The 13039-nt window shown below is 71.1% G+C and carries 13 protein-coding genes; all 13 read left to right on the forward strand.

What is annotated here, in order from left to right; genetic code table 11:
- Positions 1-134: 134 nt before the first annotated feature.
- Entirely contained in the window at positions 135-371 is a 237-nt protein-coding gene (locus tag AC07RV_RS34115; protein ID WP_208514168.1) for a hypothetical protein, read from the forward strand.
- A 140-nt stretch (positions 372-511) separates the two neighbouring features.
- On the forward strand, positions 512-988 hold the full coding sequence (locus AC07RV_RS34120) for a MaoC/PaaZ C-terminal domain-containing protein (RefSeq protein WP_208514167.1): 477 nt from the start codon (positions 512-514) through the stop codon (positions 986-988).
- Positions 985-1767, forward strand: coding sequence for an enoyl-CoA hydratase/isomerase family protein (locus AC07RV_RS34125; protein ID WP_296779530.1), 783 nt, complete (start codon positions 985-987; stop codon positions 1765-1767). The genes AC07RV_RS34120 and AC07RV_RS34125 overlap by 4 nt, the downstream gene beginning before the upstream one ends.
- 9 nt (positions 1768-1776) lie before the next feature.
- Positions 1777-2154, forward strand: coding sequence for a Zn-ribbon domain-containing OB-fold protein (locus tag AC07RV_RS34130; protein WP_296779532.1), 378 nt, complete (start codon positions 1777-1779; stop codon positions 2152-2154).
- On the forward strand, positions 2151-3308 hold the full coding sequence (locus AC07RV_RS34135) for an acetyl-CoA acetyltransferase (protein ID WP_296779534.1): 1158 nt from the start codon (positions 2151-2153) through the stop codon (positions 3306-3308). Before AC07RV_RS34130 ends, AC07RV_RS34135 begins: the two co-directional genes overlap by 4 nt.
- A gap of 7 nt (positions 3309-3315) precedes the next feature.
- A complete protein-coding gene (gene paaN / locus AC07RV_RS34140) occupies positions 3316-4968 on the forward strand; it encodes a phenylacetic acid degradation protein PaaN (protein WP_296779537.1) in 1653 nt (550 codons plus the stop codon).
- Between the two features lie 37 nt (positions 4969-5005).
- Positions 5006-6367, forward strand: a complete 1362-nt coding sequence (locus AC07RV_RS34145) for a phenylacetate--CoA ligase family protein (protein ID WP_296779540.1) — start codon at positions 5006-5008, stop codon at positions 6365-6367.
- Positions 6364-7584, forward strand: coding sequence for a CaiB/BaiF CoA transferase family protein (locus tag AC07RV_RS34150; RefSeq protein ID WP_296779543.1), 1221 nt, complete (start codon positions 6364-6366; stop codon positions 7582-7584). The genes AC07RV_RS34145 and AC07RV_RS34150 overlap by 4 nt, the downstream gene beginning before the upstream one ends.
- A gap of 72 nt (positions 7585-7656) precedes the next feature.
- The gene (locus tag AC07RV_RS34155; RefSeq protein ID WP_296779544.1) at positions 7657-8766 is read left to right on the forward strand and encodes a hypothetical protein; all 1110 of its coding nucleotides are present in this window, start codon (positions 7657-7659) and stop codon (positions 8764-8766) included.
- A gap of 20 nt (positions 8767-8786) precedes the next feature.
- Entirely contained in the window at positions 8787-9800 is a 1014-nt protein-coding gene (locus AC07RV_RS34160) for a 2Fe-2S iron-sulfur cluster-binding protein (protein ID WP_296779547.1), read from the forward strand.
- 49 nt (positions 9801-9849) lie between these two features.
- The gene (locus AC07RV_RS34165; RefSeq protein ID WP_093353026.1) at positions 9850-11016 is read left to right on the forward strand and encodes an ABC transporter substrate-binding protein; all 1167 of its coding nucleotides are present in this window, start codon (positions 9850-9852) and stop codon (positions 11014-11016) included.
- A gap of 22 nt (positions 11017-11038) precedes the next feature.
- Entirely contained in the window at positions 11039-12076 is a 1038-nt protein-coding gene (locus AC07RV_RS34170) for a branched-chain amino acid ABC transporter permease (RefSeq protein WP_296779550.1), read from the forward strand.
- On the forward strand, positions 12073-13039 hold a 967-nt coding region (locus AC07RV_RS34175), incomplete at its 3' end, for a branched-chain amino acid ABC transporter permease (protein ID WP_495338102.1). The genes AC07RV_RS34170 and AC07RV_RS34175, both read left to right, overlap by 4 nt.

The raw sequence follows: 13039 nt of genomic DNA on the forward strand, positions 1-13039 counted from the left end.
CTGGCCCCGTCCTACGGTGCGGGGCCGGGTGCCGCCCTAGTTTGGCTGCAACGGCGCCGTCCGCCTCCGGTGGGCTGTCATCGCACCGCGCGGCATGCGGGGTGCGGCGTCGTCCACCTTCAAAGGAACGAACGATGCAGTCCAGACAAAAGATCCACCACGGCGCGACGGTCACGCTCGTGCTGCCGGGCGGCATGAGCACGCAGGCGGAGGTCGCGGCGCTGCGCGCCGCCGGCGTACCGGTCGACGAGTGGTGCGAGGTGGCGGTGGGATTCCTTTTCCTGCGCTGGCAGCGGGCGACGAACCGCACGGTCTTTCGCTGGTTCGCCCGCACCCCCGGGGAAGGCGATATGCCTGCCCCGCAGCGCTGAGCCGGCACTTCGTCCGCCATCCACGCCCGGCGCATCCACGTCATCGCCACGCGTTCTCCATGCAGCTTCGGGTAAGCCCTAGCTGCCGCCAGGTCTTCGTCTTCATTTATATTCCGTCTGGAAGGTTAAATAAAGACGCGATGACCGACATCACCAGCACCTGCGGATTTCTAGAGCAGCACTTCGACCGGATCGAGGAGGGCGCGCGCTTCCGTTCGCGCGGCCGCACCCTCACGGAAGCCGACATCGTTCAGTGGTGCGCACTGACCGGCGACTGGTACGTGCTGCACACCGACGCGCACCATGCGGCGCGCACGCGCTTCGGCCAGCGCATCGCGCCGGGCCTGATGCTGCTGGCCTATGCGGCTGGCCTGGGCATCCCGCCCGCGGCGCCGGCGATCGTGGCGAACTACGGCAGCGACGCGCTGCGCTTCACCGCGCCGGCCTTCATCGGCGACACCATCCATCTGGAGGCCGCCGTGCTCGAGAAGACAGTGAAGCGCCCCGGCACCGACGGCGTGGTGCGGCTGCAGTGGAACGTCCACAACCAGAACGGGCTGCTGCTGATGGCCAGCGAGCTGCGCATCCTGATGGCCTTCGAGGGGGCTGCGCGATGAGCGGCGCGACCTCTACCGATGCAGTGCGCCTGACGCTGGAACTGCCGCTCGCTGTCATCGCGATCGACCGGCCCGCCGCGAAGAACAGCCTGCGCCTCGACGAGATGACGGCGATCGCCGATGCGATCGGCGAGGCCGTGTCGGCCGGTGCGCGCGCGGTGCTGGTGCGCGGCACGCGCCATGCCTTCTGCGCCGGCCGCGACCTCAAGGACACCAACCCTGGCACCGACGACACGCTCGCGATCCTGCGCGAACGGATCAACCCGGTGCTGGTCGCCGTGCGCGACTGCCCGGTGCCCACGATCGCCGCGGTGCAGGGCCCCGCGCTGGGCTTCGGTTTCGGGCTGGCGCTGGCCTGCGACATCGCGCTGGTCGCCGACGATGCGCTGCTCGGCAGTCCGTTCCGCAACATCGGCGCGGTGCTCGACTCGGGCGGCCACCATCACCTGCGCGAACGCGTCGGGCCGCACCGCGCGGCCGAGCTGATCTTCCTGGGCCGACTGTTCTCGGGGCGCGAAGCCGCGGCCATGGGGCTCGTGAACCGCAGCGTGGCGGCCGAGGCGCTCGACGAGATCGCGCTGCGGATGGCGCGCGAGATCGCGAGCGGCCCGACCGCCGCTTTCGCCGCGTCGAAGCGCATCCTGTCGTGCGCGCGTTCCTTCGAGGAGACGCTCGAGCTCGAGGCGATCGCGCAGGCCGAGGCGCTGGCCGGGCCCGACGGCATCGAGGGCATCGGCGCCTTCCAGCAGAAGCGCAAGCCGCGCTTCATCGGACGCTAGGCGATGGACATGACCCAAGCTCCCGAAGCAGCACGTTCGCCGCGCGCCCTGTTCCTCGCCGCGCTGGCCGAAGGCCGCCTGGCCTACCAGTTCGACCACGGCGCGGGCCGCGCGGTCTTTCCGCCGCAGGCCGTGGGTCCAGGCGGTCGGCCCAATGAACTCGAATGGCGCACCAGTCGCGGCGCGGGCACGGTCCACGCCTGCACCGAAGTGCAGCGGCGCGATGGCGCCTTCAACATCGTGCTGGTCGATCTCGACGAAGGCTTTCGCATGATGGCCACCGTGGTCGATGCGGCGCCCGGCGCGCTGCGCATCGGCCTGCGCGTGGCCGCGCGCATCGAGCCCTGGAACGACGCGCACCGCGTGGTGTTCGGAGCGCTCGCATGACCGCAACCAATCTGCGCGGCGCGGCCGCGATCGCCGGCATCGGCAGCACCGGCTTCGCGACGATGCCGGCCCTGTCTTCGCCGCTCGACGCGATGGCGCTGGCCTCGGTGCGCGCGCTCGACGACGCGGGCCTCTCGGTGGCCGATGTCGACGGCGTGTTCGCGGCCGGGCTGCAGCTGTTCATGCCGACGCTGAGCCTGTGCGAATACCTGAGCCTGCGCCCGCGCTACACCGATTCGACCCAGGTCGGCGGCGGCGCCTTCCTCGCGCACCTCAACCATGCGCGTGCCGCGATCGCGGCCGGTCTGTGCTCGGTGGCGCTGATTGCCTACGGCAGCACGCAGAAATCGGCGGGCGGACAGTTCGCGACGCACTCCGAACCCAACCCCTACGAAGTGCCCTACGGCTACCCGGGCCCGCTCGCGGCCTATGCGATGGTCGCGCAGCGCCACATGCACGAGTTCGGCACCACGCGCGAACAGCTCGCGCAGGTGGCGGTGAGCGCGCGCGACTGGGCGCGGCTCGACGCCGACGCGCCCGATCCCGGGCCGCTGAGCATCGAGGACGTGATCGCGGCGCGGCCGGTGGCGCATCCCTTCACCGTGCGCGACTGCTGCCTGGTGACTGACGGCGGCGGCGCGCTGGTCGTGGTCTCGGCCGAGCGCGCCGCGCAGCTGCGGCGCAAGCCGGTCTACCTGCTCGGCGTGGGCGAGGCCGCCACGCACCGCAGCATCGCGCAGATGCCGGACCTGGTGCGCACCGCGGCCAGCGTGTCGTCGGCCACCGCCTATGCGCAGGCCGGCGTGGGCCCGAAGGACATCGACGTGGTGCAGTTCTACGACGCCTTCACGATCATGCCGATCGTCTTCGCCGAGGACACGGGCTTTTGCGCCAAGGGCGAGGGCGGCGCCTTCCTCGATGGCGGCCGTGCCTCGCCGGGCGGCGATTTCCCGATGAACACCAGCGGCGGCGGACTCTCGCTCGGCCACCCCGGCATGTTCGGCATCTACACCGCGATCGAATCGGTGGTGCAGCTGCGCGGCGACGCCGGCGCGCGCCAGGTCGCCGGCGCCGAGCTCGCGCTGGCCCATGCGCCGGGCGGCTACATGTCGAGCCAATGCACCGCGATCTTCGGCACCGCCGCCACGCTCTGAACCCACCATGACCCTCCAAGACCTGCAACTGAAACACGCCGGCCGCCTGGCCGATGCGATCGCCGCCGTGGCCTGCCGCGGCTACCACAGCGCCTATCCCGAGGATCCGACGCATCCCGCCTATGCCGACGGCTCGCGCGCAGCCGGCGAGGCCGCCGTGCGCGCGGCCTGGACGCAGCGCGACGGTGCGATCCGCGGCGAGGAGCGCAGCGCCTTCGGTGCGCCCTTCGACACCGCCTACGCCGACGAGCCGGTCGATGCCGTGCTCGCGCGCGCCGAGGCCGCGGCACCGGCCTGGGCCGCGCTCGACCCGGTCGAACGCGCCGCGGTGGCACTCGAGATCCTCGAGGCGCTGCAGCAGCGTGCCTTCGAGATGGCCTTCGCCTGCATGCATGCCTGCGGCCAGCCGTTCGCAATGGCCTTCCAGGCCGGCACCGCCCATGCGCTGGACCGCGCGCTCGAGGCCGTGGCCATCGCCGTGCGCGAGATGGGCGCCTATCCGGCGCGCGTGCTCTGGGAGAAGCCCGACGCGCGCCGGCCGCTGCGCGTGGAGAAGACTTTCGAGATCCTGCCGCGCGGCATCGCGGCCGTGATCGGCTGTGCCACCTTCCCGACCTGGAACTCCTACCCCGGCCTGTTCGCGAGCCTGGTCACGGGCAATCCGGTGGTCGTGAAGCCGCATCCCACGGCCGTGCTGCCGCTCGCGCTGTGCGTCGACACGGCGCGCTCGGTGCTCGCGGGCCTGGGGTTCGACGCCGACGTGGTGCAGTTGCTGGTCGACACGCGCGCCGCGCCCAAGACCAAGGCGCTCGCGCTCGATGCGCGCGTGAAGCTGATCGACTTCACGGGCGGCCCCGAATTCGGCGACTGGCTCGAAAGCCACGCGCGCCAGGCCCATGTCTTCACCGAGAAGGCGGGCGTCAACGCGGTGCTGATCGAGAGCACCGGCGACTACCCCGGCCTGGTGCGCAACCTCGCGCTCACGCTGAGCCTTTACAGCGCCCAGATGTGCACCACGCCGCAGAGCATCTACCTGCCGCGCGCGGGCATCCGGCTGCAGGACGGCATGACGAAGACGGTCGAGGATTTCAAGGCCGATCTCGCGGCCGCCGTGGCCAAGCTGGTCGCCGATCCGGTGCGCGCCATCGAGTTGCTCGGCGCGATCCAGAGCGATGCCACCGAGGCGCGCGCCGTCGAGGCGGCATCGATCGGCGAGCCGGTGTTCGCCTCGCGCCGGCTCGCGCATCCCGATCTGCCCGACGCGGTGCTGCGCACGCCGGCCTTGTATGCGGTGCCGCCCGAAGCCCTGGACACCATCGCGCGCGAGCACTTCGGCCCGATCAGCCTGCTGATCGTGACCGAGGACGCCGACGCGGCGCTGCGGCATGCGCACGAGGTCACGCGCTCGCGCGGCGCGATCACCTGGTCGGTGTACTCGAACGACGAGGCCTTCGTGCGTCGCGCGAAGAACGCAGCCGCCGATGCCGGCGTGCACCTCACGCTCGACATGACCGGCCCGGTGCTGGTGAACCAGTCGGCCGCCTTCAGCGACCTGCACGTGAGCGGCCACAACGCCGCCGGCAACGCGGCGCTGTGCGACACCGCCTTCGTGCTGCCGCGCTTCCGCGTGCTGCAGACGCGCCGCTACCTCGCCGCCTGAAGCGCGACCGCCCACCAAAGAACAAAGGAGACGCCCCATGACCGAATCCCGCAATGCGCAGGCCGCGGCCGATGCCGCAGACGATTTCCTGTCGCTCGACGAACTGCAGGCGCGCCAGGACGCCAAGCTCGCCGCACTCGGCCGCCGGCTCGCGGACTCGCCGCAGTGGCGGGCGCATTTCGCGGCGGCCGGCGCCTCGCCGCTCGACCTGAAGGACCGTGCCGCGCTGCAGGCGCTGCCGCTGCTCGAGAAGAGCCACCTGCGCGCGCTCTATCCGTACCCGCTGCTCACGGTGCCGCTCGAACAGGTGGTGCGCTTCTGCGCCACCTCGGGCACCACGGGCCTGCCGGTGCTGTTCGGTTTCACGCAGAAGGACTGGGAAGACACGCTGGTGCGCCAGCTCGCGCGCATCTACCGCACGGTGGGCGTGCGCGCGGGCGACCGCGTCTACCAGGGCTACGGCTACGGCCTGTGGATCGGCGGCAGCTCGATGGACGAGGCGCTCAAGGCCTATGGCGCGGTCAACTTCCCCGTCGGCCCGGGCCGCGGCGAACTGATGGTGCAGTGGCTGCGCGACCATCGCCACACGGTCACGACCATGTCGCCGCTGTGGCTGATGACGCTGATCCAGCAGGCGCGCAAGGCCGGCATCGACCCGCGCCGCGACTGGGCGCTGCGCGTGGGACTGTTCGGCGGCCAGTCGGTGTCGACCACCTTCCGCAGCGAGATGGAGGCGCTGATGCCCGAGGGCTTCCTGGCGCACAACATCTACGGCACCACCGAGGCCGGCGGGCCGGTGCTCGGCGTTTCCTGCCCGCATTCGCACGGCGACGACGAGATGCACCTGGTCAACGACGACAGCGTGCTCAGCGAGATCCTCGACCCGCAGACCCTGCGCCCGGTGGCGCCGGGCGAGGTCGGCGAGATCGTCTTCACCACGCTCGACAAGGAGGCCTCGCCGGTGCTGCGCTGGCGCACGCGCGACCTGGTGCGCCGCTCGGCCCAGCCCTACCGCTGCGCCTGCGGCCGCCATGCCTATGCGCGCATCGGCCGCATCATCGGCCGCTCTGACGACATGCTCAAGGTGCGTGGCGTGCTGGTCTATCCCTCGCAGATCGAGGACGTGATCGCGGGCGTCGAGGGCCTGGCCAAGGATGCCTGGCAGATCTACATCGACAGCGAGCGCAGCGTGCTCGACCACATGGAGGTGGCCGTGGAGCGCGTGCCCGGCACGGCCTGCACGGGCGACGACCTGGCGCGCGAGGTGCGCGCGCGGCTCAAGGCCCGGCTGGGCCTCACCTGCGAGGTGCGCTGCCACGACGAGGGCGCGCTGCCGCGCTACGAGGCCAAGGCCACGCGCGTGCTGCGGCGCAGCGCCACGGAGGCCAGCCCGGCATGACGCACGCCACGCAAACCACGCCAGGCGCGCTGGCCGGCCTGCGCGTGATCGACCTCTCGCGCGTGCTCGGCGGTCCCTTCTGCACCCAGATGCTGGCCGACCATGGCGCGCAGGTGATCAAGGTCGAGCCGCCGCAGGGCGACGAGACGCGCGACTGGGGGCCGCCCTTTCTCGACAGCGCGGCGTCGTACTTTCTCGGCGTCAACCGCAACAAGCAGGGGGTCGCGCTCGACCTCTCGCTGCCCGAGGGCCGCGCGCTGCTGTTGCGCCTGCTCGCGGATGCCGACGTGCTGGTCGAGAACTTCAAGCCCGGCACGCTCGAGCGCTGGGGCATCGGCTACGAGGACTTCCTGCGCAAGCGTTTCCCGCGCCTGGTGCACTGCCGCGTCAGCGGCTTCGGCGCCGACGGCCCGCTGGGAGGCCTGCCCGGCTACGACGCGGTCGCGCAGGCCATGACCGGGCTGATGTCGGTCAATGGCGAGCGCGGCGGCGCGCCGCTGCGCATGGGCATCCCGGTGATCGACATCGCGACCGGGCTGCACGCGGTCATCGGCATCCTGATGGCGCTGCGCGAGCGCGAGCTGTCGGGCCGGGGCCAGTCGGTCGAGGCCACGCTGTTCGACACCGGCGTCTCGCTGATGCATCCGCACCTGCCCAACCACTTCCTGTCGGGCCGCGTCGCGGGGCGCAGCGGCAATGCGCATCCCAACATCTGTCCCTACGATGCCTTCGCCACGCGCAGCGTCGGCGTGTTCATCGCCGTGGGCAACGACGGCCAGTTCCGCCGCCTGGTCGCGCTGCTGGGCCGCGCCGAGCTGGCCGACGATCCGCGCTTCGCGCACAACAGCGAGCGGCTCGCGAACGCGGCGGCGCTCAAGGCCGAGCTCGAGGCGCTGCTGGCCACGCGCGACGGCGAGGCCATCGCGCAGGAACTGATGCGCGCGGGCGTGCCCTGCGGCCCGGTGCTCGACGTCGGCGGCGTGCGCACGCATCCGCATGCGCTGCACCGCGAGCGTTTCGTCGAGGCCGGCGGCCAGATGGGCGTGGCCTCGGCCGTGTCGCTGTCGCGCACGCCGGCCAGCTACCGCAGCGCGGCGCCGGCCTTCGGCGCGCACAGCCTCGAGGTGCTGCGCGCCGCCGGCCTCGGCGAAGCCGATCTCGCCGAAGCCACCCGCGCGGGCGCGATCCCGCGCGCGCGTTCTTCCTTTGCCAATTGATATGCCGTCTGGAAGGCTAATCAATGATCCACCACCCCTCCCATCCGAACACATGACAAGGAGAGATTCCCGATGAACCCGTCCCCCACCCACCAGGACAACGCCCAGGACACCGCCGCGCTCGCGCGCGCGCTGACCTCGCCGCCCGAGCAGGTGCTCGCCATGCCCGATCCGCAGACCCTGCTCGCCGAGATCGAGGCCGCGCCCGGCATCGACGGGGCGAACATCTTTCCGCTCGAGTGGCACGTGGAGACGCCCAAGCTCTACGACATCTACGATGCCGCGCGCGATCCGGGCTGGTCGCCGCACACGCTGGCCTGGGACACGCTGCGCGTGGAGGACTACAGCCTCGACCAGCGCTACGCCATGGCCTACTGGTTCTCACTGCTCGCGGTGTTCGACGGCTCGGGGCCGTCGGTGTTCGCGCGCGCCATGATCCACACCTACGAGAGCAAGGAAGAGGATCCGGTGCGCAAGTGCTTCTTCTCGGTCGTGCGCGACGAGATGAACCACGAGGAAGTGTGCGGCCGCGCCATCAAGCGCCTCACGCCCGGCGGCCCGCTCGGCTACGTGCCCGAGACGCCGCTCGGGCATCTCGCGCGCAACAACATCGAGTGGCTCTACTACAACGGCTCGCGCTACTGGACCGGCTTCAAGAACGGCGTCGACAAGTACCCGCTCGCGATCCTGTTCACCTCCTTCCTGTTCGGCGAGGTGGCCTCGAGCACGCTGTTCCACGGCATGTACCAGCGCACCACCATCCCGGTGTTCAAGGAAGCCTTCAAGCGCATCGGCCAGGACGAGGGCCGCCACCTGGGCATCTGCCTGGCGGTGCTGCAGAAGCTGCTGCCGGTGCTGACCGAGGACGACAAGCAGATGATCAGCATCCAGCTGCGCGCGGGCTTCGTGTTCCTCTCGGGCATCCTGCACGAGCCGCCCGAGCAGTTCTGGAAGCTGCCGCCCACCTTCATCCCCGCGCAGCGCCAGATCGACGAGGTCGCGCGCAGCGCCGGCCTGGGCATTCTCACGCTCGACGAGCGCAAGGCCAACTGGAAGACGGCCGTGCTGCGCATGAAGGCCAACCTCGATCCCTACGGCATCGAATTCCCCGCGCTGCCCGAAGTCGGCATCGAGGGCAAGGAGGTGGTGTTCGATCCCGAGAAGGTGATCCCGATCTTCTAGGCCGCATGACATCGATGAACATGAGCCGAACGATCGTCGTCAACGAGGCCCTGAGCTTCGGCGTGCCCGAGGGAGACATCATCCTGGACGCCGCGCTGTCGCAGGGCGTGGTGCTGCCGCACCAGTGCCGCGGCGCCTCCTGCGGCATGTGCAAGGCGCGCGTCACGCAGGGCACGGTCGACAACGGCTGGTCGCTGGGCCTCGCGATCTCCGACCAGGAGATCGCCGAGGGCTTCTGCCTGATGTGCCAGGCGCGGCCGCTCAGTGCCGAGGTGCATCTGCGCACCGTGCAGCCGATCCCGGGCGGCGAGGGCTCGGCCGTGCAGAGCTTCGAGGCGCGCGTGCTGTGCAACACGCCGCTCACGCCGCGCGTGCGGCGGCTGGTGCTGCAGGCGAGCGAGCCGCTGCGCTTCGAGGTGCAGGCCGGTGCCTATGTCGAGCTCGCGCTGCCGGGCCTGTCGCCGCACCGGCGCTACAGCCTCGCGACCGTGCCTTCGAGCGCGGGCCTGATCGAGCTGCTGGTGGCGCGCCATCCGGGCGGCGCGGCCAGCGGCCACATCCACGACCTGCTGCAGCCCGGCGACAGCGTCGGCGTGACCGGTCCCTACGGCACCTGCCGGTTGCCCGAGGGCGAGGGCCCGGTGCTCGGCCTCGCGGGCGGCACCGGCCTGGCGCCCGTGCTCTCGATCATGGAGGATGCGCTCGCGCACGGCGACACGAGCCCGATGACGCTGCTGTTCTCGGTGCGCGACGACGCCGAGCTGATGCTGATGGACCGCCTCGCGGGGCTGGCCCGCGCGCATCCGAACTTCCGCTATGCGCTGCTGGTGACCGAGGCGCGCAGCCGCTTCTGCACGAAGCAGCAGTACGCGCCCTCGTGGCTGCGCGAGAACCACGGTTCGCTGGCCGGCGCCCGCGCGGTGATCGGCGGCTCCCCGGGCTTCGTCGCGGCCTGTTCCGACACCTGCATCGCGCTGGGCATGGCGAGCACGGCGATCTCGGCCGACAGCTTCACGCCGGTGGCGCAGACCTAGCGAGCTTTCGATTTTTCCCGGTACGACAGACACATAAAAGGAGACAACGATGATCGAGATTGCAAAGGCCCGCTTCCGGGCCGCCGCCTTCGGCGCGGCACTGTGCTTCGCGGCGCTTTCGGGCGCGCGGGCCGACATCAACGTGGGCGTGGTGGTCTCGGCCACCGGGCCCGCGGCCTCGGTGGGCGTGACCCAGCAGCGCACGGTGTCGGTGCTGCCCGCCACCGCGGGCGGCGAGAAGGTCAACTACATCCTGCTCGACGACGCGTCCGACACCTCGACCACGGTCAAGAACGTGCGCAAGCTGATCTCCGAGTCGGCGATCGACCTGCTGATCGGGCCGAGCCTCACGCCCAACTCGCTGGCCGTGCTCGACGTGCTGGTGGAGAGCGGCACGCCGATGATCAGCCTCGCGGGCTCGGGCGCCATCGTCGAGCCGGTGGACGACCGCAAGCGCTGGGCCTTCAAGACGCCGCAGAGCGACACCCACATGGCGACCGCGATCATCAAGCACATGGCCGACAACGGCGTGAAGCGCGTGGCCTTCATCGGCTTCAACGATGCCTACGGCGAAGGCTGGTGGCGCGAGTTCGGCAAGCTCGCCGAGCTGCGCAAGATCGAGGTGGTGGCCAACGAGCGCTACACGCGCACCGATGCCTCGGTCACCGGGCAGGTGCTCAAGCTGCTGGCCTCGCAGCCCGACGCGGTGTTCATCGCGGCCTCGGGCACGCCAGCGGTACTGCCGCAGGCCACGCTGTTCGACCGCGGCTACCGCGGCAAGGTCTACCAGACCCATGGCGTGGCGAACAACGACTTCCTGCGCGTGGGCGGCGCCAAGCTCGAGGGCACTTTCGTGCCGGCCGGCCCGGTGCTGGTGGCCGAGCAACTGCCCGACAGCCATCCGGCGAAGAAGCCCTCGCTCGAATTCATCCGCAAGTACGAGGCGCTGCCCAACGCGGGCCAGCGCTCCACCTTCGCCGCCTACCTCTGGGATGCGGCGCTGATCCTGCAGGACGCGGCGCCGCGCGCGCTCAAGGGCGCCAAGCCCGGCACGCCCGAATTTCGCAAGGCGCTGCGCGATGCGATCGAGTCCACGCAGGACCTGCATGCCACCAACGGCGTCTACAGCCTCGGGCCCAAGGACCACATCGGCCTGGACCAGCGCAGCCGCGTGATGGTGCGCATCGAGAAGGGCAGCTGGAAGTACATCCCCTGACGCGCGGCGGACCCCACAGATCATGGACATGCAGATCTTCGGCCTGCTGGTGCAGGACGGCCTCGCGAGCGGCGCGGTCTACGTGCTGCTGGCGCTGGCGCTCGTGATGGTCTTCACCGTCACGCGCATCGTGTTCGTCCCGCAGGGCGAATTCGTCAGCGCCAGCGTGCTGACCATCGCGGCCTTCCAGCAGGGCCACGCGCCGGGGCTCGCGGTGCCGGTGGCGGCGGTGGCCCTGCTGGCCTGCGGCATGGAAAGCGCCGAGCGGCTGCGGCAGCGCAACCTCGCGGGGCTCGGCGGCCGGCTCGCGCTGCTCGGCGCGCTGCCGCTGGCGGCCTGCGTCTTCGCCTGGTTCGGCGTCGATGCGCGCTCGCCGGCCTGGATGCAGACGGCCGCGGCGGTGGCGCTGGTCACGGCGATGGGGCCGCTGATCTACCGCACGGTGTTCCGGCCGATGGGCAATGCCTCGCCGCTGGTGCTGCTGGTGGCGGCGATCGCACTGCACTTCGTGCTGGTGGCGCTGGGCCTGTACGTGTTCGGGCCCGAGGGCTCGCGGCTGCCGGGCTTCGAACTGCCGGCCGGTCTGCTCGCGGGACTGCCGGTGGCGCCGCAGACGCTGGCGGTGGTGGCGGCGAGCGCCGTGCTCGTGGCCGTGTTCTTCGCCTTCTTCGGCCACACGCTGAGCGGCAAGGCGCTGCGCGCCACCGCCGTGTGCCGCGACGGCGCGCGGCTGGTGGGCATCTCGCCCGACCACTCGGGCGAACTGGCGCTGACCATCGCCGCCTTCATCGGCGCGGTCTCGGGCGTGCTGATCGGCCCGTTCACCACCATCTACTACGACTCGGGCTTCCTGCTCGCGCTCAAGGGCTTCGTCGGCGCGATCGTCGGCGGGCTCTCGGGCTACGTCCTCGCCGCCGCGGGCTCGCTCGTGGTGGGCCTGCTCGAGGCCTTCTCGTCCTACGGCGCGAGCGCCGCCAAGGAGATCATCGTGTTCGCATTGATCGTGCCGCTGCTGCTGTGGCGTTCGCTGGCCGACCCGCATTCGCAGGAGGCTTCATGAGCTTTCGTTCCTGGGTGCTCGCGGCCGTTGCCGTGGCGGCCGCCGCCGGCGTGGCGATGTTCGCGTCGAGCTACTACGTCACGCTCGCGAGCTTCGTGCTGCTCTACGCCACGGTGGCGCTCGGGCTCACGCTGATGACCGGCTTCGCGGGCCTGATCTCCTTCGGCCAGGCGGCCTTCGTCGGCATCGGCGCCTACGCGGCCGGCTACCTCGCGGTGGCGCACGGCGTGCCGGGCTGGGCCACGCTGCTGGCCGGCGTCGCGCTCGCCACGCTGTCGGCCGCTGGCATCGGCGCGCTCACGCTCTCGATGGGCGGCCACTACCTCTCGCTGGCCACGCTGGCCTGGGGCGTGGTCGTCTACTACGGGCTGGGCATCGTCGAGCCGCTGGGCGGCTTCAACGGCCTCGCGGGCATTCCCGCGCTGAACCTGTTCGGCTTCGACTTCGCGTCCGAGCGCTCGATGTTCTGCCTGATCGCGGGGGGCTTCGCGCTGGCCTTCTGGCTGGTGCGCAACCTGCTCGATTCGCGGCTGGGCCGCGCGGTGCGCGCGCTGCGCGCCGGCGCCGACCTGCCCGAGGCCTTCGGTGCGCATGCGTTCCGGCTCAAGGTCGCCGTGTTCTGCACCGCCGCGGGCCTGGCCGGCATGGCGGGCTGGCTCTACGTCTACATGCAGCGTTTCCTCAACCCCACGCCCTTCGGGCTGCAGATGAGCATCGAGTACCTGTTCATGGCGGTGATGGGCGGCGTGGGCGCGCTGTGGGGCGCGCTCGCGGGCGCCGGCGTGGTGGTGGTGCTCAAGCAGGTGCTGCAGGACGTGTTGCCGGCACTGCTCGGCCGCTCGGGCAACTTCGAGATGGCGGTGTTCGGCGTGTTGATGCTGCTGATCCTCGCGCGCGCCAACGCGGGGCTGTGGCCGCTGCTCGCGCGCTGGACGCGGGCCGCCGCGCCCACCTCGCCGCGGC

The sequence above is a fragment of the Variovorax sp. GW821-FHT09B01 genome (assembly GCF_059418345.1).